The sequence below is a fragment of the Salinarimonas chemoclinalis genome (assembly GCF_041514305.1).
GTDB lineage: Bacteria > Pseudomonadota > Alphaproteobacteria > Rhizobiales > Beijerinckiaceae > Salinarimonas > Salinarimonas chemoclinalis.
Window position 1 is genome coordinate 19,145 of sequence record NZ_JBGMWH010000013.1, and the last position, 25,525, is coordinate 44,669.

Below are 25,525 nucleotides of genomic sequence, written 5' to 3' on the forward strand. Positions count from 1 at the left end.
GCTGACGAGAGGGAAAGGCGCATCATGCCTTGGAGCAACCAGAGCGGCGGCGGGTCGGGAGGACCTTGGGGCCAGCGCGGCGGCGGGTCGGGAGGCCCCTGGGGCGGCGGCGGAGGCGGCGGCCCCACGGGCGGCGGCGGCCAGCCGGATCTCGAGGAGATCCTGCGTCGCAGTCAGGACCGGCTGCGCAACATCGTCCCCGGCGGGGGCGGCGGGCTCGGCGGCAAGGGGATCGCGCTGATTCTGGTCGCGGTCGCGGCCGTCTGGCTGCTCACCGGCTTCTACACGGTGCGCCCGACCGAGGTCGGCCTGAATCTCGTCTTCGGCCGCTTCGTCGGCCAGACGGCACCGGGCCTCAACTACAACTTCCCCTATCCGATCGGGGAGGTCGTCAAGCCGAACGTCACCCAGGTGAACCGCACCGAGATCGGGTACCGGTCCGTCGGCCAGGGCCAGCAGCGCGACGTCCTCGAGGAATCGCTGATGCTGACGGGCGACGAGAACATCGTCGACATCGATTTCGACGTGCAGTGGCAGGTCGATCCCGCCAACGCCGAGAACTTCGTCTTCAACATCGCCGATCCGGAAGGGACCATCGGGTCGATCGCCCAATCGTCCATGCGCGAGGTGATCGGGCGCCGCGACATCCAGGCGATCCTCACCGTGGAGCAGGCGGAGATCACCGCCGAGGTCCAGCAGCTCATGCAGGCCTCGCTCGAGCAGTACGGGGCGGGCGTCCTCATCCGCGTCGTCCAGCTCCAGGCTGCGGTTCCGCCCGCGCAGGTCCGCGAGGCGTTCTTCGACGTCAACGCCGCCCAGCAGGATCTCGTGCGCATCCAGAACGAGGCCGAGACCTACGCCAGCCGCGTCGTGCCGGAGGCGCGAGGCGAGGCGGCGCGCATCGTCCAGCAGGCCGAGGCCTATCGCGAGCAGGTGGTCAACGCGGCCGAGGGCCAGGCCTCGCGCTTCAACCAGATCTACGCGGAGTACGCCAACGCGCCGCAGATCACCCGCGACCGTCTGTTCCTCGAGACGATGGAGCGCGTCTTCGGCCAGACGGACAAGGTGCTCATCGACCAGAACGGTGGCGGGAGCGGCGTCGTGCCGTACCTGCCGCTGCCGGAGATCCAGCGCCGCATGCAGACTGAGGGAGCCACGCGATGAGAAATCCGGTCATCCGTCTCGGCGCGATCATCGTCCTGATCGTCGCGATCGTCGTCGCCTGGGCATCCCTCTACACGGTCCGCGAGACCGAGCAGGCGGTCGTGCTCCGGTTCGGTGCCGTGCGCAACGTGATCACCGAGCCCGGCCTCTACGTGAAGGCGCCCTTCATCGACGTCGTCCTGCCGATCGAGAAGCGCGTTCTGTCGCTCGACCTTCCGGCGCAGACCGTGCTCTCGGCGGATCGGCAGAACCTCGAGGTCGACGCGTTCTCGCGGTACCGGATCATCGACCCCCTGCGCTTCTACCAGTCCGTGAACAACATCACGAACGCCAATGCGAGGCTGCAGTCCTTCATCAACTCCGCGATGCGTAACGTCCTGGCGAACGCGTCGTTTCCGGAGATCATCCGGACCAACCGCGTCGAGCTCATGCAGCGCATCCAGGAGATCGTGGATCGGCAGGCGGACCAGCTCGGCGTCGAGGTGATCGACGTTCGGCTCACCCGCGTCGACCTCCCGCCCGCCAACTCCGAGGCGGTGTTCCGCCGCATGCAGACGGAGCGCGAGCGCGAGGCCGCGGACCTGCGCGCCCAGGGCGCCCAGCGCGCCGCCTCGATCCGCGCCCGCGCGGATCGCGACGTCACCGTGATCGTGGCCGAGGCCAACCGCACGGCCGAGGAACTGCGCGGCGCGGGCGACGCGGAGCGCAACCGCATCCTCGCCGGCTCCTACAGCGTCGATCCGGAATTCTTCGCCTTCTACCGCTCGATGCTCGCCTACGAGCAGGCGCTGATGCGCAACGAGAACGCGGAAACGCGCATCGTCCTCTCGCCGGACTCGGAGTTCTTCCGCTTCTTCGCGGACCCGTCGGGCCGGCGCGGGGGTGCGGAAGGCGCGCTGCCGCCTCCCGCCGGCGCCGGCGCGGCTCCCGGGCCGGTGAGCGCGGTGCCCGCCGCGCCGGGCGCCGCGGCCGACGGCACGGGCTCCGTGCCCGCGCCGCTCGAGCTCCCGGCCCAGGTGTCGGAGGAGGATGCGTCCGATGTCGCCCCGGCGACGGCGGCGGCGCCCGCGCCGGCGCTCGCGCAGTGAGGGGCGCGTCTCGAACCCCGAGCTGATCGGCCGCCCATGATCGCGATGGTGATCGCAGCCTCATGACGGATCTCGTCGTCGCCCTCGGCCTCGTCCTCGCGGTCGAGGGCCTCCTGTTCGCGGCATTCCCCGAGGGCGTCAAGCGCGCGATGATCGCCGCGGCGGAGACGCCGGCCGATCGCATGCGCCTCGTCGGCATCGCCTCGGCGGTGGCGGGGGTCGCGATCGTCTGGCTGGTCCGGGGGTGACGCCTGCGGGCCGGAAGCGCCGCCGCGCGCCGGCTTGACCCGCGCTCCACCGCGGCCGATCTTCCAATCACGTCGTCGCGCGAGCCGGCTCGCGTCACGTTCCCGCCGGGATCGGCGCCCACCGTCGCCGATCGTCGACGCCACGAAGCGAGGTTCTTCTCATGTACGAGGCCGTCTCTCGGCTCGCCGCCCGTGCGGGCAGGTCGTTCGGATCCGGCGAGCGGAGCCTCGCGCGCACGCTCGTGCTCGCCGCCGCGGCCGCCGCGCTCGCCGCGACGCCGCTCTCGGCGCCGCTCGCGCAGACGGCGCAGGTCGCACCCGCCCAGCAGATCGCGCCCCGCCCGTTCCCGGACGCGCCGGAGAGCTTCGCGAATCTCGTCGATCGCGTGATGCCCGCCGTGGTGAACATCCAGGCGGCGACGACGGCGGAGGTGGAGGAGCGCTTCATGCCGCAGCTCCCCCCGGGCACGCCCTTCGAGGACCTGTTCGAGGAGTTCTTCAACCGCCGCGGCGAGAACGCCCCGCGCATGCCGCGGCGCTCGAACTCGCTCGGCTCGGGCTTCGTCATCGACGCCTCGGGCATCATCGTCACCAACAACCACGTCGTCGGCGACGCCGACGAGATCGAGGTCGTCTTCCCGGACGGCACGACCTACGAGGCGCAGGTGCTCGGCACCGATTCGGCGATCGACCTCGCGGTCCTCAAGATCGAGGCCGACGTCGACCTGCCCTTCGTGCCCTTCGGCGATTCGGAGGAGATGCGCATCGGCGACTGGGTCGTGGCGATCGGCAACCCGTTCGGGCTGGGCGGTTCGGTCTCCGCCGGCATCGTCTCGGCGCGCGCCCGCGACATCGCGAGCGGGCCCTACGACAACTACATCCAGACGGACGCCGCGATCAACCGCGGCAATTCCGGCGGGCCGCTGTTCAACATGCGCGGCGAGGTGGTCGGCATCAACACCGCGATCCTCTCGCCGACGGGCGGATCCGTCGGCATCGGCTTCTCGATCCCGACCTCGACGGCGCTGCCGGTGATCGAACAGCTGCGGGAATTCGGCGAGACCCGTCGCGGCTGGCTCGGCGTGCGCATCCAGAGCATCGACGAGACGACGGCGGACGCGCTCGGCCTCGACGAGGCGCGCGGCGCCCTCGTCGCCGGCGTCGATCCCGACGGCCCGGCCCAGGCGGCCGGCATCGAGATGGGCGACGTCATCGTCCGCTTCGACGGGACGGCGGTCGGCAGCTCGCGGGACCTGCCGCGCATCGTCGCCAACACGCCGGTGGGCAAGGAGGTGGCCGTCGAGGTGATCCGCGACGGCGCGCCCCTCACGCTCGACGTGACGATCGCGCGGCTCCGGGAGGAGGGCGTCGCGGAGGCGAGCGCCCCGTCCGCGCCCACGACGGAGAACGCGCCCGCCGCGGTGCGCCAGGCGCTCGGCATGGAGCTGTCGGAAATCACCGACGAGCTGCGCGCGCGCTACTCCATCGCCGACGACGTCGAGGGCGTGGTCGTCACCGAGGTGGAGCCGCTCACCGCCGCCGCCGAGCGGCAGATTCGCGTGGGAGACGTCATCCTCGAGGTCGGCCAGGAGCCGGTGTCGACGCCCCAGGAGGTGGCCGAGCGCATCGAGGGCCTGCGCGCGGAGGGCCGCCGCTCGGCGCTGCTCCTCGTGTCGAACGCCGCCGGCGAGGTGCGCTTCGTCGCGCTCTCCATGAACGAGGACGGCGACGGCGCCCGATGAGGGGTTCCGGGCCGGCACGCGACGTCTCGCGAGACGCCGGCCCTGCGGGTAGGCTAGAACCGCTCCGAACTGGACATTCTCCGAGCGGTCGCGGACCATGCCATCCCCCATCACCGCCGAGCCGGCAACCGCGGGCGCCGACGGCGCGCCGTCGCCGCTGCGCGACATCCTCGCGGGGCGGCGCGGGCGTCTGCGGCTCGCCCTGCTCGCGATCGCGGCGGGGGGGCTCGCGGCGGGGCTGATCGCGCCGGCGCTCGGCGCGTCTGCGCGCCTCGGGGGCGCGGCCCTCTACGGGGCGACGCTGCCGGTCCTCGCCGCGCTCCTCGTCGAGAAAGCCGGCGGCCTGCGCCGCGGCGACGTCGGCCTCGACATCGTCGCGGCCCTGGCCATGGGCGGGGCGCTGGCGCTGGGCGAGCCGCTCGCCGGCGCCGTCGTCGCGGTGATGTACGCCGGCGGGCAGTTCCTGGAGGCCTACGCCGAGGGGCGGGCGGGGCGGCGCATGACCGCGCTCCTCGCCCGCGCCCCGCGCTCGGCCCTGCGCCACGGCCCCGACGGTCTCGCCGAGATCCCCCTCGACGCGGTGCGCCCCGGTGACAGGCTCCTCGTGCGCAAGGGCGACACGCTGCCCGTGGACGGGCGGATCGCGGCCGGCGCGAGCGCCCTCGTCGACGTCTCCGCCCTGACCGGCGAACCGCTCCCGGTCCGCCTCGCGGCCGGCGAAGGCGCCCTCAGCGGCGCGACGAATCTCGGCGAGGCGTTCGATCTCCTGGCCGAGCGCGAGGCGGGCGAGAGCACCTACGCCGGCATCGTGCGGCTCGTCGAGGCGGCGCGCGCGGAGAAGGCGCCGATGGCGCGCCTCGCCGACCGCTGGGCGATGCTGTTCCTCGGGCTGACGCTCGTCATCGCCGGCGTCGCCTGGCTCGCCAGCGGGGACCCGGTGCGCGCGCTCGCCGTCCTCGTCGTCGCGACGCCGTGCCCGCTGATCCTGGCGGTGCCCGTCGCGATCGTCTCGGGCCTCTCCCGCGCGGCCGAGGCCGGGGTGCTGATCAAGGGCGGCGGCGCGCTGGAGCGGCTCGCGGCGGCACGGGTGCTCGTGCTCGACAAGACCGGCACGCTCACCGCCGGAACGCCGGAGCTCCAGCGGATCGTCCTCGCCGAGGGTGCCGGGGACGGCGCCCTCGGCGAGGACGAGATCCTGCGGCTCGCCGCCTCGCTCGAGCAGGCCTCGAGCCACGTCGCCGCGCGCGCCCTCGTCGCCGCCGCGCGCGGGCGCGGCCTCGCGCTCGCCACGCCGACGGACGTCGTCGAGCAGGCGGGAGACGGGCTCGCCGGGCGTGTCGAGGGCCGGCTCGTCGCCGTCGCCGGTGCGCCGGCGCGGGCGGGCGACCCGCCCGGTGCCGTGCGCGCGCGCATCGCGCTCGACGGCGTGGTAGCGGCCGAACTCGTCCTCGCCGATCGCCTGCGACCGGGCGTCGAAGACCTGCTGCTGCGGCTGCGTGGGCCCGGCGGCTTCGCGCGTGTCGTCCTGGCGACGGGAGACCGCGAGGCCGTCGCGCGCGCCCTCGTCGCCGGCCTTGCGATCGACGCGGTCGACGCCGAGTGCGCACCCGGCGACAAGGTCGCCGTCGTCGGCCGCGAGCGCGCGTTCGGCCCCGTCGTCATGCTGGGCGACGGCGTGAACGACGCGCCGGCCCTCGCCGCCGCCGACGTCGGGATCGCCATGGGCGCCCGCGGCGCCGCCGCCTCCGCGCAGGCGGCGGACGCGGTGGTGCTCGTCGATCGGCTGGAGCCCGTCGCCGAGGCGCGCGCCATCGCGCAACGCACGCGGCGAATCGCGCGCCAGAGCGTGGCGCTCGGCATCGGCCTGTCGATCGCGGGCATGATCGCCGCCGCGCTCGGCTGGCTCACGCCGGTCGAGGGCGCGCTCCTGCAGGAGGCGATCGACGTGGCGGCGATCCTCAACGCCCTGCGTGCGCTCGCACCCGGCCCGAGGGGCGGCGTGCGGGTTGGCGCCGGCGGGAAAGCCGCTCTATCCTCGCCCGCGCCAGAGGCCGGCGGGGCCTCGTAGGAGCGGGGCGGGCGCGTGGACGACTTGCGGGACGGGGAGGGGACCGGCGCGCCGCTCGCCCTCGACGCCGGGCGGATCGAGCCGTGGCTCGTCGCGGCGATCCCCGGCTTCGGTCGGCTGCGGCGCATCGCGCCGCTCGCGGGCGGGCAGTCGAACCCGACCTTCCTGATCGAGGCCGACGGCGGGCGCTTCGTGCTGCGCCGCCAGCCTCCCGGCGTGCTGCTCAAGGGCGCGCACGCCGTCGACCGCGAGCATCGCGTCATGGCCGCCCTCGCCGGGAGCCCCGTCCCCGTGCCGCGGGTGCGCTGTCTTTGCAGGGACCCGGACGTCGCCGGCACGATGTTCTACGTCATGGACCACGTCGAGGGCCGGGTCGTGCACGATCCCCGCCTGCCCGGCTTCTCGCCGCAGGAGCGCGGACGCGTCTACGACGCCATGAACGCGACCCTCGCCGCCCTGCACGGTGTCGACCCGCAGGCGCTGGGGCTCTCGGATTTCGGGCGGCCGAGCGGCTACTTCGCCCGGCAGACGAAGCGCTGGATCGAGAACTACCGCGCGAGCGAGACCGGGCCGCGCCCGCTCCTGGACGAGACGATCGCTTGGCTCGAGGCCGAGCCCGCGCCCGACGACGGCCCCGCCGCGCTCGTGCACGGCGACTTCCGGCTCGACAACATGATCCTCGCCACGGACGCGCCGCGGGTCGTCGCACTGATCGACTGGGAGCTCTCGACGCTCGGCCACCCGCTGGCGGACCTCGCCTACCAGGTGGCGCAATGGCGGCTGCCGGCCGAGGGGGCGGTGTTCGCCGGGCTCGGCGGGGTGGACCGCGCCGCGCTCGGCCTGCCGGAGGACGCGGCCTATCTCGAGGCCTACATGCGCCGGCGCGGCCTCTCGGCGCTGCCGCACTGGCGCTGGGCCGTCGTGTTCTCGCTGTTTCGCCTGGCCGCGATCCTCCAGGGCGTCTACCGGCGCGCGCGCGACGGCAACGCGCCCAACCGCGCACGGGGGCTGGCGATGGGGGAGAGCATCCCGGAGCTGGAGCGGCTCGCCGCGGAGGCGATCGCCGCTAGCGACGCGGCGACCCGGGCGGCGGGATCTCCATGAAGCGCAAGCCCGGCAGCGTGATGCGCATGCCCTGGACGACGACCTCGTGCCGGCGGGGAGCCGGGTCCGGGCTCTCCGCGAGCTGCGGCGCCGGGCGCGCGGGGCGTACCCGGCGGTCGACCGCTGTGCGCGGCGCACGCCGCTCCTCCGCTGCGCGCAGCGTCATCTCCCTGTCGAGCACGATCGTCATCCTCTGCCGGGCGAGCGCGTGCGACGCGCACGTCCTCGCGATCCTTCTTCGGAACGCCACTTCCGGGGAACGCCACTTCGGCGGAACGCAGAACCGGCACCGAGCATAGCGCGCGTGCCCACGTCGGAGGCGGCGGGCACGCGCCTCTCCCGGTTATGCTCGTTATCCACACTCGGGAGAGATACAGATATGGGCCGTGCACCTGCGCACGTTCTTTGCATGGGGCGGCACGAAGGCCATGGCGCCGCTTCGCGCGTTGCACTAACGTCTCATGCGACGTCCGGAGATCGAGGGGTGAACCGATGAGCACCGCACCCGCGCGGATGGCGGCCGACCGGTCGAACGAACCGCGGGGCGCCGCGGCGGCGCGCGCACGCGGCGAAGCCCGTCCCCGACGCCAGACGCGAGTGCTGTTCGTCACGCCGGAGATGACGGGCTTCGTCAAGGCCGGCGGTCTAGGCGAGGTCTCCGCCGCTCTGCCGCGGGCGATGTGCGGCGTCATCGACGCGCGCGTGCTCATCCCCGGCTACCGCGAGATCGTCGCCGCCCACCCCGAGATCCGCGTGGTCGCGCGCTTGCCCGCCCATCGCGGCGTGCCGGCCTGCGCGCTCGGCGAGCTCGTCACGCCCGACGGGCTCGTGGTCTACGTCGTGCTCGCGCCCGACCTCTTCGACCGGGAGGGCACGCCCTACGGAGACGCCGAGGGCGTCGACTGGCGCGACAACGACATCCGCTTCGCCCGGCTCGGCCTCGCGGCGGTGGAGATCGCCCGCGGCGCCGGCGCGCCGGGCTGGCGCCCCGACCTGATGCACCTCAACGACTGGCCCACCGGCTTCGCCGCGGCCTACGCGCATTGGGAGGGCGTGCGCGTCCCCTCCGTGATCACGATCCACAACCTCGCCTACCAGGGCCTGTTCTCGCCCGCCCGGATGGAGCGGCTCGGCGTGCCCAAGGACGCCTTCGGGCTCGACGGCGTCGAGTTCCACGGCAAGCTCTCCTTCCTCAAGGCGGGGCTCTCCTATGCCGACCACGTGACCACCGTGTCGGCCACCTACGCGCACGAGATCACGACGCCCGAGCTCGGCTGCGGGCTCGACGGGCTGCTTCGCCTGCGCGCCGAGCAGGGCCGGCTCACCGGCATCGTCAACGGCATCGACGCGAGCTGGGACCCGGCGACCGACCCCCACCTCGAGAGCCCCTTCGCGCTCAACGCCTGGGACGGCAAGGCCGCGAACGCCGCCGCCGTGCGCCGCGCCTTCGGCCTCTCCGAGACCGGCGGGCCGCTCTTCGCGGTGATCTCGCGGCTCGTCCACCAGAAGGGCGTCGACCTCTCCATCGACGCGGCGGAGGCGATCGTCGCCGACGGCGGGCAGATCGTGGTAACGGGCCGCGGGGAGGGGCGCTTCGAGAGCGAGCTGCGCGCGCTCGCCCGCCGCCACCCGGGCATGGTCGGCGTCGACATCGGCTACGAGGAGGTCCGCGCGCGGCGCATGTACGCCGGCTCGGACTTCCTGCTGATGCCCTCGCGCTTCGAGCCCTGCGGTCTCTCGCAGATGTACGCCCAGGCCTTCGCCTCGCTGCCGATCGCGACCCGCACCGGCGGCCTCGCCGACACGATCGACGACGGCGTCACCGGCTTCCTGTTCGACCGCCCGAGCCTGCCGGCCTTCCTCGACGCCATCCGCCGCGCCCTCGACGCCTTCCGCGCCCGCTCCCGCCTGATGTCCATGCGCCGCGCGGCGATGACCCGGCCGATGGGGTGGGACGGGTCGGTGCGGGGGTACGAGGGGGTTTATCGGCGGGTGGGGGTGGGGTGAGGCGGGTTCAGGCGATGATCTGTGACGGGTCGTTCGCGATGCTGGAATACGCGATCGGGGTCGCCCCCTGGCGTATCAGCGCGAGATCCGCGGACGACCACTCCAGCCGATCATCGTAGATGATCTTCTGGACGATGGCTCGGGTGGTATCCTCGACATGCATAATGCGCACGTCGAGATGCGCCACGATCGCAGCGTTGATGGAGCTTGGGTCCGGAAGGACGGCATCAATCAGCACCGTACGCCGGTCGTCGACGCGCAGCGCATAGTCGAAGCGGTGTTCCTTGTTGCTGGCGCCGAGGACGATCGCATCTCGCTTCACCCGCCCCTCGAACGTGCTGCGGATCATCCGGTCCAGGACCGGACGAAAGTCGGCGACGTTCCGCGGGCGAAGGTGCGAGAGCAGCGTCCCCGCGCCACGGACCGAGGCGTCCGCTACGGCGGAGAGTGCGCTCGGAAGCCTGCCGGCATCGACCGCAGACTCGAAGATCCATCCGTCGTCATTGCAGGCGACGCCGTGCCGACGCGCCGCCTCCTGGAGCAGGCGCAGTGCGCGCGCGCCTTGCCCCCCTTGGGCGAGATAGCATCGGAGCGCCCCTCCGCCGTCCGAGACCACGAAGGTATCCGCACCTCCTTCCACCAAGAGCTGCACCATGGTGCCGCCGGGGTAGGTCACCAGAACGGGCACGATGACGCGATTGCCGACCTGATAGGCGGCGGTGAGTTCGGCGACGGCATCCTTGACGATTGACAGCGTCGTCACAGCAGCGTCTCCCGCGGCAAAAGGCGAGGTAGCTCCTCGGACGTGCAGGTTATCTCAGCCTCCCCACAGAACCAACGGGATGCATTGTCGAAGCCACGTACCGCGGGCGGCAGCGGTATCGCGAACTCCAGGACCTCCGGCAGCGCGTCGCCTCGCCCGAGGGCGCGATTGTCGGTCCATCGATGACAATGGGGACCTACGACCCAGCCGAGCGGAACACCGGCAGGCACGAAAGCACCCCGCACCGGATGGTTTCGGTGCCGAACGTGTACTGCGTATTCCAGGCGCATCACGCACCGTGAGTATAGCAGCAGTACGGTGAAGCGTAGATCCGGCTCGTTGGGAAATGCGTCGACGACGAGATCCATGCCAGTCACGGTGCCCTCGACGGCGAGCGGTGCGAGCCAGCGCCGGACGCCTCCGAGCCCAACATCCTGCCAGTCGGCGCGACCGGCAATGCGCTTCGACGCCGCCATCAGCGCGTCTACCTGCCGGACGAGTTTCGCTGAGCCGCCTGCCATGGCTGTAGAAATGCAGCAAATACACCATTCGTCAATCTCGCGCCGGCGCCTCCGCTTCCATGCGTGTCTGCGCGCGGGACGCACGATGCGCGGGGCAGTCGCTCACCCGATCGTGCGCCCCTCCACCCTTGCCCCGCCCCGCATCCTCCGCCAATCTCCGGCCCACGAACCCGCCGCGCGGCAATCCCCGCCGGCGCTCCCCACGCCCGAGGATACCCCATGATCGACCTGTACTATTGGCCGACCCCCAACGGCCACAAGATCACGATGTTTCTCGAGGAGACCGGCCTCGCCTACACCATCGTGCCGATCGACATCGGCAAGGGCGCGCAGTTCGCGCCGGACTTCCTGAAGATCGCCCCCAACAACCGCATGCCGGCGATCGTCGACCACGCGCCGTCGGGCGGCGGGGCGCCGGTGTCGGTGTTCGAATCGGGCGCGATCCTGGTCTACCTCGCCGAGAAGGAGGGCACGTTCCTGCCGGCCGACCTGCGCGGGCGGGCCGAGACGCTGCAATGGCTGTTCTGGCAGATGGGCGGGCTCGGGCCGATGCTCGGGCAGAACCACCACTTCAAGCAGTACGCGCCCGAGAAGATCCCCTACGCCATCGACCGCTATGTCAAGGAGACGAACCGGCTCTACGGCGTGCTCGACGGGCGCCTCGCCGACCGGGAATTCATGGCGGGCGACGTGTACACGATCGCCGACATGGCCTCCTATCCCTGGATCGTTCCCTACGAGCGCCAGGGCCAGGACCTCGACGACTTCCCGAACCTCAAGCGCTGGTTCCACGCCATCAAGGAGCGGCCGGCGACGATCCGCGCCTACGCCAAGGGCGAGGAGGTCCGCCCCTCCGGCCAGCCGATGTCGGAGGAGGACAAGAAGATCCTCTTCGGCCAGACGGCCGCCTCCCTCAAGCGCTGAGGCGGCGGGCATGGCGGCGCGCGTCCTCTTCGACCTGTGCACGGCGGACCCCGCCGTGCGGCTCAGCCCCTATTGCTGGCGCGTGAAGCTCGCGCTCGCCCACAAGGGCCTCGCCTGCGAGGCGCGGCCCTGGCGCTTCACCGAGCGCGAGGCGCTGGGCTTCTCGGGGCAGGGCAAGGTGCCGGTGCTCGTCGACGGCGAGCGGGTCGTGACGGACAGCTTCGCCATCGCCCGCTACCTGGAGGAGACCTACCCGGACGCGCCGACGCTGTTCCCGGGCGGCGTCGCTGTCGCGCGGTTCGTCGCGGGCTGGGCCGACGGCGTGCTCAACGCCGGCCTCGCGCGCATGGTCGTCGCCGACATCTGGGCCGCGCTCGACGGGGAGGACGCCGCCTATTTCCGCGAGAGCCGCGAGGCGCGCTTCGGCGCGCGGCTCGAGGACGTCCAGGCCGGCCGCGAGGAGCGGCTCGGCGCCTTTCGGGCGAGCCTCGCTCCCTTGCGCGCCGCGCTCGGCGAGGCGCCCTTCCTCGCCGGCGAGCGCCCGGCCTACGCGGACTACGCCATCGCGGGGAGCTTCCAGTGGGCGCACGCGATCAGCGCCTTCGACCCGCTCGCCGCGGACGACCCCGTCCATGGCTGGCGCGAACGCATGCGCGCGCTCCACGACGGGCTGATGGCGAAGGCGCCGCGCGCCGTGCGGGCGTCGGCGTCGGGGGACGCGGGCTGACCTCCGGATCATCCCGGATGGTTACCCGCTTGGCCGGAATTTCACGAATCGATTCAAGGCCGCGTTCGACATTCCCGCAACACCGCGCCGCAAAAGGCCGCGCGGACGGCCCGCACGGGTTTGACAACGGGGCGCGCCGCTGTTCCACTCCGCGACCACGGGGGGAGGGCCGGCGCGGAGCCGGGCTCGATGCGACGATGCGTGTCGCCCCCACGCCCCGATTCCGCCATCGCGGCGGCGTTCGAGGGCGGCATCCGTAGCCGCATCCGCGCCCGCAGGCGCGCGGCACGAGCCTGCAAGAGGACGATGTCTGTGGTCGATCAGAACCTGAAGCGCTCCCCCACGCGCAAGCCCGACGGCGCGACCGGCGTCGAGACCGAGGCCGCGGTGGCGACCGTCTCCCGCGCCGAGTCCCCGTCCCACGAGACGAAGCGGGTCCGCGAGCAGAGGAAGGCGACGACCGGCTCCGCCTCGGCGGCCGCCGCCGCCGCGGCGAAGTCCGCGGGCGGGCACGCGGGTGCGCCCGCAGGCCTCGGGCCGCTGCCGGCCGGCGCGCCGGCGATCGACGGCATCGTCGATCCGGCGGTGTTCCGCGAGGCGATCCTCAGGAAGCTGCTCTACGGCGTGGGCAAGGACGCGACGCGCGCGAGCGAGCACGACTGGCTCGTCGCGACGATCCTCGCCCTGCGCGACGGCATCGTCGACCGCTGGATCGATTCGACGCGGCGGACCTACGCGAGCGGCAAGAAGCGGGTCTACTACCTCTCGCTCGAGTTCCTGATCGGGCGCATGCTCTTCGACGCGCTCGGCAATCTCGGCCTCATCGAGACCGCCCGCGAGGCGCTCGCGCCGCTCGGCGTCGATCTCGACCGCCTGCGCCAGGCGGAGCCCGACGCGGCGCTGGGCAACGGCGGCCTCGGGCGCCTCGCCGCCTGCTTCATCGAGAGCCTGTCGAGCCTCAAGCTCCCGGCCTACGGCTACGGTATCCGCTACGATTACGGGCTGTTCAAGCAGGCGGTGTCGGACGGCTGGCAGCGGGAGATACCCGAGGATTGGCTGTCGTTCGGCAACCCTTGGGAGTTCGAGCGGCCTGAGGTCGCATACGCGGTCGGCTTCGGCGGCCACGTCGTCGACGAGCCGCGCGAAGACGGCTCCGTGCGCCGGGTCTGGCATCCGGGCGAGAAGGTGCTCGCCGCCGCCTACGACACGCCCGTCGTCGGCTGGCGCGGCGGGCACGTCAACACGCTCCGCCTGTGGGCGGCGAAGGCGCCGCACCCGATCGCGCTCGAGGCTTTCAACCACGGCGACTACGTCGGCGCGATGGCGCAGCGCGCCCGCATCGAGGCGATCTCGCGGGTGCTCTACCCCTCCGACGCCACGCCGGCGGGCTACGAACTGCGCCTGCGCCAGGAGTACTTCTTCACCGCCGCTTCACTGCAAGATCTCGTGCGCCGCCACCTCCAGGCCTTCGGAACGCTGGAGAACCTCGGCGACAAGGCCGCGATCCAGCTCAACGACACCCACCCGGCGATCGCGGTGGCGGAGCTGATGCGGCTGCTCGTCGACGTCCACGACTTCGCCTACGACCACGCCTGGCGGCTCACCCGCGCGACGCTGAACTACACCAACCACACCCTTCTGCCCGAGGCGCTGGAGACGTGGTCCGTGCAGCTCATGGAGCGGCTCCTGCCGCGCCACATGGAGATCATCTACCGGATCAACTGGCACCACCTGGAGGAGGTCTCGCGCAGCGCCACGCAGGGCCAGGACCTGATCCGTTCGGTCTCGCTCATCGACGAAGCCAACGGCCGGCGCGTGCGCATGGGCCATCTCGCGTTCCTGGGCTCGAACAAGGTCAACGGCGTCTCGGCGCTGCATACCGAGCTCATGCGCGAGACGGTGTTCGCCGACCTGCACGCGCTCTTCCCGGACCGCATCGTCTCGAAGACGAACGGCGTCACCTTCCGGCGCTGGCTGCAGCAGTGCAACCCGGCGCTGACGAATCTCCTCGTCGAGACGCTGGGCGAGCGCGTGCTCGACGATCCCGGCGTGCTGCGCGGGCTCGAGGCGCATGCGGACGATCCGGCCTTCCAGGCGCGCTACGCCGCCGTGAAGCGGGCCAACAAGGAGGCGCTCGCGGCCATCATCGCGCAGCGCACCGGCTGGCGGGTCGATCCGACCGCCATGTTCGACGTGCAGATCAAGCGCATCCACGAGTACAAGCGCCAGCTGCTCAACGTGCTGGAGACAGTGGCGCTCTACCACGCCATCAAGGCCAACCCGGAGCGGCCCTGGCCCAAGCGCGTGAAGATCTTCGCCGGCAAGGCGGCGGCCAGCTACACGCAGGCGAAGCTCATCATCAAGCTCGCCCACGACGTCGCGCGCGTCGTCAACACCGATCCGGTGGTCGGCGACCGGCTCAAGCTGATCTTCTTGCCGAACTACAACGTCTCGCTCGCCGAGGCGATCATCCCCGCAGCCGACCTCTCCGAGCAGATCTCGACGGCGGGCATGGAGGCCTCGGGCACCGGCAACATGAAGCTCGCGCTCAACGGCGCGCTCACCATCGGGACGCTCGACGGCGCCAACGTCGAGATCCGCGAGCACGTGGGCGAGGAGAACATCGTGATCTTCGGCCTCACGGCGGCCGAGGTCACGGCCAAGCGTAAGGCCGGCATCTCGCCCGACGAGCGCTCGGCCCGGCTCGCCCGCGTGCTCTACGAGATCGAGACCGGCGTGTTCTCGCCGGAGGACCCGACGCGGTTCGACCCGATCGTCGAGGCGCTCAACCGCAACGACCACTTCCTCGTCGCCCCGGACTTCGACGCCTACTGGGACGCCCAGCGCGAGGTCGACGACCTATGGGCCGACCAGCCGACCTGGTGGCGCATGGCGATCCTCAACACGGCGCGCATCGGCTGGTTCTCCTCGGACCGGACGATCTCCGAATATGCTGCGGAAATCTGGGGCGCGCAGCCGCTCTGAGCGGCCGCGGCCTCCCGCGAGTGCGCCGGGGCTTCAGGTGACGATGGCCGAGCGCGACATCGACCGGATGCTGCCACGCCTCCCGCGCATGCTGCTCCATTTCCTGTGGCGCGTGACCCGCGGCATGACGATGGGCGTGCGCGCGATCGTGCTGGACGCCGACGAGCGGGTTCTCCTCGTGCGCCACACCTACACGCCGGGCTGGCACCTCCCGGGTGGCGGCATCGAGCCCGGCGAGACGGCGCTCGAGGCGTTGATGCGGGAGCTGGACGAGGAGGCCGGCGTGGCGCTCACCGGCCCCGCTCGGCTGCACGGCGCCTACTTCAACAGCGCGGTCTCCAATCGCGACCACGTGCTGGTCTATCTCGTCGAGGACTTCACCCGCGACGATTCCCGTCGCCGGGCGAGGGAGATCGCGCAGGCGCTCTTCTTCGACCTGCGGGCGCTTCCCGACGACGTGACGCCCGGCACCAGGCGGCGGCTCGCGGAGCTGGCCGACGGTGCGGAGATCGGTGCGCGCTGGTGAGGCGAACGCCCGTCGGGCGGCCGGCGTAGACGCGCGCCCGACGGGCTGGTACAGCGATCGCGCGCGGCGACGCGCGCTGCGCGGCGCGTGCATCGAGGAGGTTCGGCTGAGGATGGGCGCCGAGCGACGACGAGTGCGCTGACGGCGCGGCGGCGGCCGCGCCCCCGCATGCGTCTGCGCCATCCGTCCCGCTCCCCGCCACCCGACCGCGCGCCCGTCCCGCGATCCGATCCCGCGATCCGAGCCCATGACCGAGCTCTCCCTCACCATCCGGCCGGAAGTCTCCGGTGACGCCGACGCGATCGAGCGGCTGCACGAGCGCGCCTTCGGGCCAGGGCGTTTCGCCCGCTCGGCCTACCGCCTGCGCGAGGGGGCGGCGCACGATCCCGGCCTGTCGTTCACGGCCAACGTCGGGACGCTCCTCGTCGGCTCGGTGCGGCTGTCGCCGATCTGGGCGGGGCGCGTGCCGGCGCTGATCCTCGGCCCGCTGACCGTGGAGCCGGCCTTCGAGAACCGCGGCATCGGCGCGGCGCTGATGACCCGCTCGCTCGCGGCCGCACGCGCCGCCGGGCACGGGCTCGTGCTTCTGGTGGGCGACGAGCCCTATTATCGCCGCTTCGGCTTCGCGGCCGTCCCGCGCGGGCGGCTCGCGATGCCCGGACCCGTCGACCCCGCGCGCTTCCTCGCTCTGGAACTCGTCGCGGGGACGCTCGCCCAGGCGCGCGGACCCGTCACCGCCCGGCGGACCTGAAGCGCCTCAGGTCGTCTCGCAGATCACGTCCGGCACGATGCCGCAGCGCGCCACGAAGCCGCGCGCATCGTGTCCCGCGAAGAGGCCGTGGCCGGTGATCAGCACCGTCCCGTAGCCGGCGGCGCGCCCGCCGAGCACGTCGGTGTGCAGCGTGTCGCCGACCATGGCGAAGCGCTCCGGCGGAATGTCGGGATGCAGCGCCCGCACGGCGCGGAAGGCGTCCGGGTAGGGCTTGCCGTGGAAGGCCGGCGCGATGCCGGTGCGGTCGGCGAGATCGTGCGCCCACCAGCCGGGCTCGAGGCTCAGCCCGTCCTCCCGCGGGGCGACGAGATCCGGGTTGGCGACGACGACCGGACGCGGCCGAGCGCGCAGGGCCGCGACGAGACGCTCCTGCGCACCCGCGTCCCAGCGCGCGCTCGAAAGCAGGAGGAAACCGTCGGCACGCTCGGGCAGATCGGCGTCGTCTGCGAGATCCGCCACCCGCGCGCCGAGATCGTCGAAGCGCGCGCCGGGACCCGCGGCGGCGGCCCAGAGCATGCCCTCCGGCCCTGCCGCGAGCGCGGCCGCCGCGACGTCGCGGCTCGACACCACCTCCCGGGGTGCGAAGTCGAAGCCGAGCGCACCATACTTGACGAGCGCGTCGATGCGCCGGTGCGTGGCGCCGTTGGTGAGCACCACGAGCCGCTTGCCCCGGGCGCGCAGCTCCGCCACCCGCGCCACCGCGCCGGGGATCGGCCGTTCGCCCACGTTCAGGACACCGAAGGCGTCGAGGACGAAGACGTCGTAGGCGTCGGCGACGTCGGCCAGCGTCGCCGCCTCCCGGCTCCGCGCGGGGAACCGCGCTCGCGGCAGGCGATCCCGGATCGCCTCGTAGCGGGCGAAGGCGGTCTCGACGTCGGTCGCTGGGAGGGCGGTCATGCGGGCGCAGCGGTCTCGGGGACGATGAGGCGCGCCTCTTCGACCATCCCGCCACGTCGATGTCCAGCTGTCGACGCACCGCACGGCGCGAGCATCGTGCCCGCGACCCTATCCCATCGGCGCGGGCGGTGCTAAGGGCCGTGCCGCGAGCCCCCGAGCCCCCGAGCGCATGTCCATCGTCCTCAATCACGTCAGCGTCACGTTGCAGGAGCGCCCCGTGCTGCGCGGGATCGACCTCGTGCTCGGGGAGCGGCGCATCGGAATCGTCGGCCTCAACGGCTCGGGCAAGAGCACGCTGGCGCGCCTCCTCAACGGCCTCGTCCTGCCCGACGAAGGCACGGTGCGCGTCGAGGGGCTCGACACCCGCGCGGAGACGCGGGCGGTCCGCCGCGCGGTCGGCTTCGTGTTCCAGAACCCGGAGAACCAGATCGTCTTCCCCATCGTCGGCGAGGACGTCGCCTTCGGCCTGCGCAACATCGGGTTCTCGAAGAGGGACGCGCAGGCGCGGGCGCTCGCGGCGCTGGCGGAGCACGGGCTGGACGGGCTCGCGGATCGGCCCGCGCACACGCTCAGCGGCGGCGAGAAGCAGATGCTCGCCCTCGTCTCGGTGCTCGTGATGGAGCCGCGGATCGTCGTCCTCGACGAACCGACGACGGCGCTCGACCTGCGCAACCGCAACCGCATCCGCGACGCGATCGCCGGGCTCGCGCAGACGGCGATCGTCGTCACCCACGACCTCGAGCTCGTGAGCGGCTTCGAGCGCGTCCTCGTCGTCGACGAGGGCCGCATCGTCGCCGACGACGCGCCCGAGCCGGCGCTGCGCTGGTATCGGGAGAACCGCGCGTGAGCCCCTCGCTCTACGTTCCGGGCGACGGGCCCCTGCACCGCCTGCCCGCGGGCGCGAAGCTCGCGGCGCTGGCGGGGCTCGGCATCGCACTGTTCCTGGTCTCCTCGCCGATCGTGCTCGGCGCGGCGGCGCTCGCGGCGGCGGGCGTGGTCGCGGCGACGGGCGTGCGGCTCGCCCGCATGCGCGGCGCGCTCGCCGGGATCGCGATCGTCGTCGCGATCGTGGTCGCCGCCAACGCCTGGCTCGTCGGCTGGCGCGAGGCGGCGGCCTCGGGCGCGCGTATCGTCGCGCTCGTGCTGCTGGGCTACGCGCTCACGCTGACGACGCGCATGTCGGACCTGCTCGCCACGCTCGAGCGGCTGCTCGCGCCGCTCGAGCGGATCGGCCTCGCCGACGCCGGCAAGGTCGCGCTCGCGGTGGCGCTGGTGCTGCGCTTCGTGCCCGAACTGATGAAGCAGGCCGACGACATCCGCGAGGCGCGGGCGGCGCGCGGCCTGCGGGTCGGGCCGGTCGCGCTCGTCGTGCCGATGATCGTGCGCGTCCTGCGCAGCGCGGACGCGATCGCCGAGGCGATCGATGCGCGCGCCTATCCACCCGCCGAGACGGATTCCTCGAGACACGGCCCCGGGAGTGCCGACCATGACAACGCGTGACCTCGTCCTCGTCGCCCTGTTCGCCGCCCTCACCGCGGCGCTCGGGCTCGTCCCGCCGATCACGGTGGGCTTCCTGCCCGTGCCGATCACGCTGCAATCGCTCGGGCCGATGCTGGCGGGCCTGATGCTCGGGCCGAGGCGCGGCGGCCTCGCGCTCGCGCTCTTCGTGCTGCTGGTGGCGCTCGGCCTGCCGGTGCTCGCCGGCGGGCGTGGCGGCTTCGGCGTCCTGCTCGGGCCGACCGGCGGGTTCATCGTCGGCTGGGTCGTCGGGGCGATCGTCGTCGGAGCGCTGGCGGCACGCCTCGGGCGCGCGGGTGCCCGGCGTGCCCCGGACCTCGCGGGCGCCGCGCTCGCCTGCGTCGTCGGCGGCATCGGCGCGGTCTACGCGCTCGGCGTACCCTGGCTCGCGATGGTGACGGGCATGGGCCTCGGCCCGGCGGCGGCGAGCATGGTCGTGTTCCTGCCCGGCGACGCGATCAAGGTCGTCGTCGCCGTGATGGTCGCGCGCGGGGTGCAGCGGGCCTACCCGATCGCGCTGCGCTGAGGAGGAGCGGCCTCGCCGGCGACGGCCTCGCTCAGACGAGGCCGTTCACCGCCACGAGGTGGCAGGCGAGCCCGGCCCCGATGCCGACGAGGGCGTTGCGCGTGAACCAGTAGAGCGCGAGCGCCACCGCGGCCGAGCCGAGGATCGGCAGGCCGTGGGGGTAGGTGGCGAGGTCGACGTCCTGGAGCGTGTAGGCCACGAGCAGGACCATGACGCCCACCGGCATCTTGCGGCCGAGATGCAGCAGGTAGCCGTTGCGCGAGAGCGCGTCCATCGCGACGTAGGGCATCGCCCGCAGCGCCACCGTGACCGCCGCGACGACGAGGATGACGGCGAGCACATGGCCGTCGGAAATCGTCTCAACCGGCATGACGTCCCTCCTCGCGAACCCGGGGCGAGCGGACCCAGTCGGCGCTCACGAGGCCGAGATAGACGACGAGCCCCGCGATCAGGAACGCGTTGTCGGCCACGAGCCGCTCGGCGGCGAAGCCCGCCGCGCAGGCGGCGGCGGCGTAGACGACGAGGCGCCCGTCGCGGCTGTGGCGCACGGCGTCGACGGCGAGGATCAGGAACATGGCGGTGAGCGCGAACTCGAAGCCGCGGATGTGCGGCGGGATGATCGCGCCGAGCCCGGCGCCGAGCCCCGCGCCGAGGATCCACCAGAAATGGCTCACCAGCTGGAGGAGCGTGATCCCCGGCCCGTCGAGCCGGCGCCCGTCGCCGGCCGCCGTGATGCCGTAGGTCTCGTCGGTGAGCGCGTAGACGCCGTAGATCTTCTGCGGCAGCGTGCGCAGGCGGCCGATGGGGAAGGAGAGCCCGTAGAAGATGTGGCGGAAGTTCACGACGAAGGTCGTCCAGGCCACCACCGCGAGCGGCAGCCCGGCGACGATGAAGCTCACGGCCAGGAACTCGATCGAGCCCGCGAAGATGATCATCGCCGAGAGCGGCGCCCAGTACCAGGCGATGCCGCTCGAGACGAGATAGACCCCGAAGGCGACGCCGAGCGGCAGGTAGGCCATGGCGACGGGGACCGTCAGGCGCAGCACGCGGGCGAAGCGCGCGCGCGGCCCGTCGTCGTGGAGGTGGTCGGTCGAGGGTTCGGGGGGCATGGTCCGGGCTCCGGCGCGGCGGACGGTCGGGAGGCGGTGGGACGTCCGGGTTCAGGAGAGAAGCAGGCGCGTGCCGGCGGCGCCGAAGAACAGCGCGATCACGGCGCTGATCCAGCGCCGCAGTCCCGCGTAGACGCGCACGACCGGCTCGCTCGAGAAGACGAGCGCGTAGGTGACGAAGATGAGGACGCCGAGCACGGCGCATCCGCAGACGATGAGCGCCGCGAGCACCGGTGGCGCGCCGACCGGCAGCCCGAGCGTGATGATCGCCATCCAGACGAACACGGCCTTCGGGTTCACGAGGTGGATGCCGAGGCCGCGCAGGTAGTGCGCGCGCAGCGTCAGGGACGCGCCCTTCGGGGGGCCGGACGGCACCTCGATCGGCGTCTTCGACAGCGCGCCGCGCGCGGCGCGCCAGGCGAGCCAGAGCAGGTAGAGCCCGCCCAGGATCTTCATGACGACGAGCGCCGTGGCGGAGGCCTCGAGCAGCGCGCCGAGTCCGAGCGCGGCGACGGTGCCCCACATCACCGAGCCGGAGACGACCCCGAAGGCCGTGGCGACACCCGCGGTCCGGCCGGCCTCCATCGAGGTCGCCATGATGGCGAGGTTCGCCGGACCCGGGCTCGCCGTGCCGACCACGTAGGTCCCGTAGGCGACGAGCAGGTAGGGGAGGATGTCCATGGGCCGCACCGCCTCACGCAGCGTTCGCGAAGTCGCGGGCGTCCTCATACGCCGCCCGCGGTCGTTCCGCAAGCATCAAAGCAGGCAAAGGTGGTTCGGCTCCGTCTCGCGCATGTGGGCGAGCCAGGCGTCGATCTCCGCCTGCCGGTAGAGCCGGTCGCCCCAGCGCCGCTCCGAGCGCGGCAGCGGGTTGCCCGGCAGGATGTAGCGCGTGAGCAGCCGCAGGTACTGCTGCAGGCAGGCCGCGCCGACGTGGATGCGCAGCGTCGAGGCGGTGGAGCCGGGTGCGACGTCGAACTCCTCGACGTCGATGATGTCTCCCGTGTCGACCGAGCGCGCCAGGTGGTGGCAGGTCGAGCCGTAGGTCTTGTCGCCGGCGTAGATGGCGTAATGCTGGCTGCCCAGCCCACGGTAGCGCGGCGGCGCCGGGTGGAAGTTGATCGCCCCCTTGCGCGCGCGGGAATAGACCCGCTCGGGAAAGATGAAGTCGCCGCGATAGGAGATGATCCAGTCACCCTCCCAGTCGTCGATCATGGTCGGGTACGGATCGCCCGGGTCCCAGAGCAGCACGTCCATGTCGGTGAAGACGCGCTTGGAGAAGGCCACGCCGAAATCGCACCAATCCATCGTACAGACCGACAGGAGGACCTTGTCGTGGTTGAGGATCGGATCCGGGGCGCGGGGTATCTTAATCATTCCTGTCTCCTGGCATGGATGGTCGCGGGCGTGCGGACCCGGCGGGGCGCCGGCGCCGACCGGGTCCGATCCTAATTGAGAGTTGTACGCTGTCGTCGCGGCGGGTTTCAAGACCGCAGATGGGTGTCGGAGCGCTCGATCAGGGCCTCAGGTAGATCGACAGCACCGGCCAGAGCGAGAGCACGAGGAGGGCGGCCATGGTCACGTTGAAGGCCCGCAGCCGGCGCGGGTCGGCGAGCACCCGCCGCATCGCCGAGCCGCCGAGCAGCCACACCGCCGAGCACGGCGTGCCGAAGACGAAGAAGATCAGCGCGATGGCGAGGACCTGAAAGGCGTAGGTGTCGGACGCGATCGAGTAGACGCTCACCGCGCCGACCGCCATGATCCACGCCTTCGGGTTGACGAGCTGGAACAGGGCCGCCTGCGTGAAGGTCAGGGGACGCGCGTGCGCGTCCGCGTCCTCGCTGCGGCCCGCCGTAGCGATGCGCCAGGCGAGCCAGAGGAGGTAGGCCGAGCCGACGATCCGCAGCACGTCGTGCAGGACCGGCCACGCCTGGAAGACCCCGCCGACCCCGAGCCCGACCGCGATCACCATCAGGGGGAAGCCGACGTTGATGCCGACGATCAGCGGCACGCTGGAGCGCACGCCGTAGTTCACGCCCGAGGCGAGGAGCAGGGTGTTGTTCGGTCCGGGCGTGATGCACGTCGAGACCGTGAACAGGATCAGCGACAGGTACTCGAGGCCGAGACCGGTTCCCATGGGTGCCTCCGGATGCGTGGCGCATGACCATGCCTGGCGCCACGGGTCAGGTGTAGTCCTCGAGCGTGCCGCGTCGACGGATGTCCACCGAGACGCAGTGGAAGCCCCCCGAGAGCGTGCGCGCCTGACGCATCGGCAGCGGCACGACGCCGACGCCGTGCGCCTCGAGCTGGCCGATGAGCGGGCGCTGGAGCTCGTTCACGACCGCGAGCCCGGGGTTGATCATCACGAAGTTCATGCCCTGCCAGATCGAGGCGCGGGGGTAGGACCAGGCGTAGCCGGTGTCCACCATGTCCTCGACCCAGATCTTGTCCCATCGCGCGAAGATAGCCGGCACCTCGTCCGGGCTCACGCGCTCCGCGCTGAGCGCCACGAGGCCGGGGCGCACCAGGGTGATCGAGGTGTCGATGTGGGTGCCGTCGTAGACGCCCTCGACCGCGTGCACGCGGTACCGCGGCCCGAGCACGGCGCGCAGCCAGGCGAGCCCGAGGCGATTGCCGCTGCGGGAGATCTGGAAGAGGATGTCGCGCCCCACCCGCAGGACGTTGGCCGCGTCGAAGAGCGGCTCGAACTCGGCGATGATCGGGCCTTCGCCGGGGCGCGCGGTCCAGGTCCCGTCGGGCAACTGCGGCTTGGGCGCCGAGATCCAGCGCGCGCCGCTCTCGACGTACTCCGCCAGCAGGTGGCGGTAGGCGAAGGGCTCGAAGTAGCGCGAGCGCAGGATCATCGGCGCCTCGATGATCATGTCCCCGATCGGCAGCAGCACGTCGCGAGGGCAATAGTTGTATTCGCCGTCCGTCGTCCACCCGGGCGCGCCGAAGCCGGCGGCGTGGTCGGTCGGCTGCGGCCGGCGCACGACGACGCCGTGGGCTTCGAGGGTCTCGGCGAAGCGCGCGAGGTCCTCGTTCGCCTCGGCGATCACCCGGTCCTCGTAGGGGCCCGACGGGATCTCCGAGGCGTCGGCGTGGCGTTCGGCGTAGTCGACGGCGTAGAGGCCGGGATCGGCCCGGGGCACGCGCGCGCCGTCGGCGATGCCGACGATCATCTCCTCGAGCGGGTCCCACTCGTTGTGGACCTGGACGAGCGGCCCGCGGGCGGAGGACGGCGCCGGCGAAGGGGCCACCGCGGAGTGCGCGGCGGCGAGGTCGGACACGGTCGACATGGACGTTTCCTCGTTTTCTCTGCGTCTCGGGCGCCCCTTCGCCTCTCGGTGGTGCCGGGTCACTTCGATCCGCTACCGCACGGTGAGAGGGGCGTCATCGGCGTGATGCAGTTTTCGATAGCATGTCGGCTCCGTCGGGTCCATGACGGTCTACGGCGTCCCGCCCCGTGGTGCGCGCCCTCGAGCGTGCGCGGGTGCGCGGGCGGCGGCCTCGAGCGCGGGGCGCGCGTCGGCGAGCACCTCGGCGAAACGGGAGACCATCTCCGAAATCTCGTCGGGGGTCGCGACGAAGGGCGGGGCGAAGAGCACGTGGTTGCCCCGCACCCCGTCCGCCGTGCCGGAACCCGGGTAGATCAGCAGCTCGCGGGCGAGTGCCCGGCGCTTGAGCTCGGCGACGAGCGCGCCGCCGCCGTCCAGCGGCTCGCGCGTCTCCCGGTCCGCCACGAGCTCGACGCCGAGGAAGAGCCCGCGCCCGCGCACGTCGCCGACGAAGGGGTGGTTCGCGAAGGTCTCCTCCAGCAGCGCGCGCATCCGGCGGCCGTGCGCGGCGGCGATCGGGAGGAGGTCCTCCTCCTCGATGATCCGCTGCGCCGCGAGCGCGACCGCGCAGGCGAAGGGGTGGTTGACGTGCGTCTGCCCGTTGCGCAGCACGCCCGAGCCGTCGCGGATCGCGTCGAAGACGTGCTGCGCGAGGAGGTAGCCGGAGATCGGCTGGTAGCCGGCGGCGAGGCCCTTGCCGACCGCCACGATGTCCGGGACGATCCCGTCCTCGAGATGCGAGTAGAGCGGGCCCGAGCGGCCCATGCCGGACATCACGTCGTCGAGGATCAGCAGAGCGCCGTGCCGGTCGCAGACCCGCCGCACCGCCTCGAAGTAGCCCGGCACGGCGGGCACCGCGCCGTTGGTGGAGCCGACGACCGGCTCCGCCAGGAAGCCGGCGACGCGGCCCGGGCCGATGGCGCGCATGGCTTCGTCGAGCTCGTCGGCGAGGCGGGCGGCGTAATCCGCGTCGCTCTCGCCCGGCGCCTTGCCGCGATAGGCGTAGCAGGGCGAGACGAATTCCGTGCGCATCAGCAGCGGCTCGAAGACCGAGCGTCGGTCCCGGTTGCCGGAGATCGCGAGCGTGCCGAGCGTCGAGCCGTGATAGCCCTGCCGGCGCGCGACGAAGACGCTGCGCTCCGGCTCGCCGCGCTCGCAATGGTACTGGTAGGCGACCTTGAGCGCGAGTTCCATCGCCTCAGATCCGCCGGAGAGGAACTGCACCTTGGCGAGCCCGCCGGAGCGCGCGACGAGGAAGTCGGCGAGCTCCTCCGCGGCGGCGCAGGTGAAGCTGCCCGCATGCGCCCAGGCGACCTCCCCGGCGCCGGCGCGCATCGCCTCGATCATGCCGGGGTGGCGATGGCCGAGGCTCGAGACGCACACGCCCCCGCAGGTGTCGAGGATGCGCTCTCCGCCCGCCCCGTGGAGCCAGGCGCCCTCGCCGCCGACGACCTCGATCGGGGTCGAGGCGAGCGTCTTGTAGATCGTCGACGACATG

The 25,525-nt window shown here is 72.4% G+C and carries 26 protein-coding genes; 15 read left to right on the top strand and 11 right to left on the bottom strand.

Annotated elements, in window-relative coordinates; genetic code table 11:
* The first annotated feature begins 24 nt into the window (after nucleotides 1-24).
* The 6 genes from hflK (at nucleotide 25) to AB9M23_RS17140 (ending at nucleotide 7,414) form a co-directional block, all read left to right on the top strand.
* Nucleotides 25-1,164, top strand: a complete 1,140-nt coding sequence (hflK, locus tag AB9M23_RS17115) for an FtsH protease activity modulator HflK (protein ID WP_372425789.1) — start codon at nucleotides 25-27, stop codon at nucleotides 1,162-1,164.
* Nucleotides 1,161-2,252, top strand: coding sequence for a protease modulator HflC (gene hflC / locus AB9M23_RS17120; protein WP_372425790.1), 1,092 nt, complete (start codon nucleotides 1,161-1,163; stop codon nucleotides 2,250-2,252). Before hflK ends, hflC begins: the two co-directional genes overlap by 4 nt.
* Nucleotides 2,253-2,314: 62 nt before the next feature.
* A complete protein-coding gene (locus AB9M23_RS17125; protein WP_372425791.1) occupies nucleotides 2,315-2,500 on the top strand; it encodes a DUF2065 domain-containing protein in 186 nt (61 codons plus the stop codon).
* A 161-nt stretch (nucleotides 2,501-2,661) separates the two neighbouring features.
* Entirely contained in the window at nucleotides 2,662-4,242 is a 1,581-nt protein-coding gene (locus AB9M23_RS17130; protein ID WP_372425792.1) for a DegQ family serine endoprotease, read from the top strand.
* Nucleotides 4,243-4,339: 97 nt separating this feature from the next.
* Nucleotides 4,340-6,310, top strand: a complete 1,971-nt coding sequence (locus AB9M23_RS17135; protein ID WP_372425793.1) for a heavy metal translocating P-type ATPase — start codon at nucleotides 4,340-4,342, stop codon at nucleotides 6,308-6,310.
* A 15-nt stretch (nucleotides 6,311-6,325) separates the two neighbouring features.
* The gene (locus AB9M23_RS17140) at nucleotides 6,326-7,414 is read left to right on the top strand and encodes a phosphotransferase family protein (protein WP_372425794.1); all 1,089 of its coding nucleotides are present in this window, start codon (nucleotides 6,326-6,328) and stop codon (nucleotides 7,412-7,414) included.
* On the opposite strand, the gene AB9M23_RS17145 is transcribed toward AB9M23_RS17140, so the two are convergent.
* Nucleotides 7,377-7,595 (bottom strand): hypothetical protein, encoded by a 219-nt coding sequence (locus AB9M23_RS17145; protein ID WP_372425795.1) that lies wholly within the window; start codon nucleotides 7,593-7,595, stop codon nucleotides 7,377-7,379. The genes AB9M23_RS17140 and AB9M23_RS17145 overlap by 38 nt on opposite strands.
* Before the next feature lie 311 nt (nucleotides 7,596-7,906).
* Here AB9M23_RS17145 and glgA point away from each other — a divergent pair, with 311 nt between their 5' ends.
* A complete protein-coding gene (glgA, locus tag AB9M23_RS17150; protein ID WP_372425796.1) occupies nucleotides 7,907-9,421 on the top strand; it encodes a glycogen synthase GlgA in 1,515 nt (504 codons plus the stop codon).
* A 7-nt stretch (nucleotides 9,422-9,428) separates the two neighbouring features.
* Here glgA and AB9M23_RS17155 read toward each other — a convergent pair whose 3' ends face one another.
* Together AB9M23_RS17155 and AB9M23_RS17160 are read right to left on the bottom strand one after the other, a co-directional pair.
* Nucleotides 9,429-10,184, bottom strand: coding sequence for a hypothetical protein (locus AB9M23_RS17155; protein ID WP_372425797.1), 756 nt, complete (start codon nucleotides 10,182-10,184; stop codon nucleotides 9,429-9,431).
* Nucleotides 10,181-10,660 carry a hypothetical protein gene (locus tag AB9M23_RS17160; protein WP_372425798.1) on the bottom strand — a complete coding sequence of 160 codons (480 nt, stop codon included), beginning with the start codon at nucleotides 10,658-10,660 and terminating at the stop codon, nucleotides 10,181-10,183. Before AB9M23_RS17160 ends, AB9M23_RS17155 begins: the two co-directional genes overlap by 4 nt.
* 264 nt (nucleotides 10,661-10,924) lie before the next feature.
* On the opposite strand from AB9M23_RS17160, the gene AB9M23_RS17165 reads away from it, so the two are divergent.
* From AB9M23_RS17165 to AB9M23_RS17185, 5 genes are all read left to right on the top strand, one after another.
* Entirely contained in the window at nucleotides 10,925-11,629 is a 705-nt protein-coding gene (locus AB9M23_RS17165; protein WP_372425799.1) for a glutathione binding-like protein, read from the top strand.
* A 10-nt stretch (nucleotides 11,630-11,639) separates the two neighbouring features.
* Nucleotides 11,640-12,356, top strand: coding sequence for a glutathione S-transferase family protein (locus AB9M23_RS17170; RefSeq protein ID WP_372425800.1), 717 nt, complete (start codon nucleotides 11,640-11,642; stop codon nucleotides 12,354-12,356).
* A 306-nt stretch (nucleotides 12,357-12,662) separates the two neighbouring features.
* Nucleotides 12,663-15,341, top strand: a complete 2,679-nt coding sequence (locus AB9M23_RS17175) for a glycogen/starch/alpha-glucan phosphorylase (RefSeq protein ID WP_372425801.1) — start codon at nucleotides 12,663-12,665, stop codon at nucleotides 15,339-15,341.
* Nucleotides 15,342-15,384: 43 nt separating this feature from the next.
* Entirely contained in the window at nucleotides 15,385-15,867 is a 483-nt protein-coding gene (locus AB9M23_RS17180; RefSeq protein ID WP_372425802.1) for an NUDIX domain-containing protein, read from the top strand.
* Between the two features lie 247 nt (nucleotides 15,868-16,114).
* Entirely contained in the window at nucleotides 16,115-16,618 is a 504-nt protein-coding gene (locus AB9M23_RS17185) for a GNAT family N-acetyltransferase (protein ID WP_372425803.1), read from the top strand.
* Between the two features lie 6 nt (nucleotides 16,619-16,624).
* Here the strand turns inward: AB9M23_RS17185 and AB9M23_RS17190 are convergent, their stop codons facing one another.
* Nucleotides 16,625-17,536, bottom strand: coding sequence for an HAD-IIA family hydrolase (locus tag AB9M23_RS17190; protein ID WP_372425804.1), 912 nt, complete (start codon nucleotides 17,534-17,536; stop codon nucleotides 16,625-16,627).
* Between the two features lie 169 nt (nucleotides 17,537-17,705).
* Between AB9M23_RS17190 and AB9M23_RS17195 the strand changes: the two genes are divergently transcribed.
* The 3 genes from AB9M23_RS17195 to AB9M23_RS17205 are packed head-to-tail and all read left to right on the top strand — an operon-like array spanning nucleotide 17,706 to nucleotide 19,580.
* A complete protein-coding gene (locus tag AB9M23_RS17195) occupies nucleotides 17,706-18,383 on the top strand; it encodes an energy-coupling factor ABC transporter ATP-binding protein (RefSeq protein WP_372425805.1) in 678 nt (225 codons plus the stop codon).
* Entirely contained in the window at nucleotides 18,380-19,036 is a 657-nt protein-coding gene (locus tag AB9M23_RS17200; protein ID WP_372425806.1) for an energy-coupling factor transporter transmembrane component T family protein, read from the top strand. Before AB9M23_RS17195 ends, AB9M23_RS17200 begins: the two co-directional genes overlap by 4 nt.
* Nucleotides 19,023-19,580 (top strand): biotin transporter BioY, encoded by a 558-nt coding sequence (locus AB9M23_RS17205; RefSeq protein ID WP_372425807.1) that lies wholly within the window; start codon nucleotides 19,023-19,025, stop codon nucleotides 19,578-19,580. Before AB9M23_RS17200 ends, AB9M23_RS17205 begins: the two co-directional genes overlap by 14 nt.
* Nucleotides 19,581-19,611: 31 nt before the next feature.
* Here AB9M23_RS17205 and AB9M23_RS17210 read toward each other — a convergent pair whose 3' ends face one another.
* The 7 genes from AB9M23_RS17210 to AB9M23_RS17240 all read right to left on the bottom strand — a co-directional run bounded on the left by AB9M23_RS17210 (nucleotide 19,612) and on the right by AB9M23_RS17240 (nucleotide 25,524).
* The gene (locus tag AB9M23_RS17210) at nucleotides 19,612-19,950 is read right to left on the bottom strand and encodes a branched-chain amino acid transporter permease (RefSeq protein WP_372425808.1); all 339 of its coding nucleotides are present in this window, start codon (nucleotides 19,948-19,950) and stop codon (nucleotides 19,612-19,614) included.
* Nucleotides 19,940-20,689: an AzlC family ABC transporter permease gene (locus AB9M23_RS17215; protein ID WP_372425809.1), complete on the bottom strand. Its 750-nt coding sequence runs from the start codon at nucleotides 20,687-20,689 to the stop codon at nucleotides 19,940-19,942. Before AB9M23_RS17215 ends, AB9M23_RS17210 begins: the two co-directional genes overlap by 11 nt.
* A 51-nt stretch (nucleotides 20,690-20,740) precedes the next feature.
* Nucleotides 20,741-21,370 carry a LysE family translocator gene (locus AB9M23_RS17220; RefSeq protein WP_372425810.1) on the bottom strand — a complete coding sequence of 210 codons (630 nt, stop codon included), beginning with the start codon at nucleotides 21,368-21,370 and terminating at the stop codon, nucleotides 20,741-20,743.
* A gap of 75 nt (nucleotides 21,371-21,445) precedes the next feature.
* Nucleotides 21,446-22,066 carry a formyltransferase family protein gene (locus AB9M23_RS17225; RefSeq protein WP_372425811.1) on the bottom strand — a complete coding sequence of 207 codons (621 nt, stop codon included), beginning with the start codon at nucleotides 22,064-22,066 and terminating at the stop codon, nucleotides 21,446-21,448.
* Between the two features lie 139 nt (nucleotides 22,067-22,205).
* Nucleotides 22,206-22,826, bottom strand: coding sequence for a LysE family translocator (locus tag AB9M23_RS17230; protein ID WP_372425812.1), 621 nt, complete (start codon nucleotides 22,824-22,826; stop codon nucleotides 22,206-22,208).
* Nucleotides 22,827-22,872: 46 nt separating this feature from the next.
* Nucleotides 22,873-23,988 carry a hypothetical protein gene (locus AB9M23_RS17235; RefSeq protein ID WP_372425813.1) on the bottom strand — a complete coding sequence of 372 codons (1,116 nt, stop codon included), beginning with the start codon at nucleotides 23,986-23,988 and terminating at the stop codon, nucleotides 22,873-22,875.
* Between the two features lie 150 nt (nucleotides 23,989-24,138).
* Nucleotides 24,139-25,524: an aspartate aminotransferase family protein gene (locus AB9M23_RS17240; protein ID WP_372425814.1), complete on the bottom strand. Its 1,386-nt coding sequence runs from the start codon at nucleotides 25,522-25,524 to the stop codon at nucleotides 24,139-24,141.
* Nucleotide 25,525 lies beyond the last annotated feature (1 nt).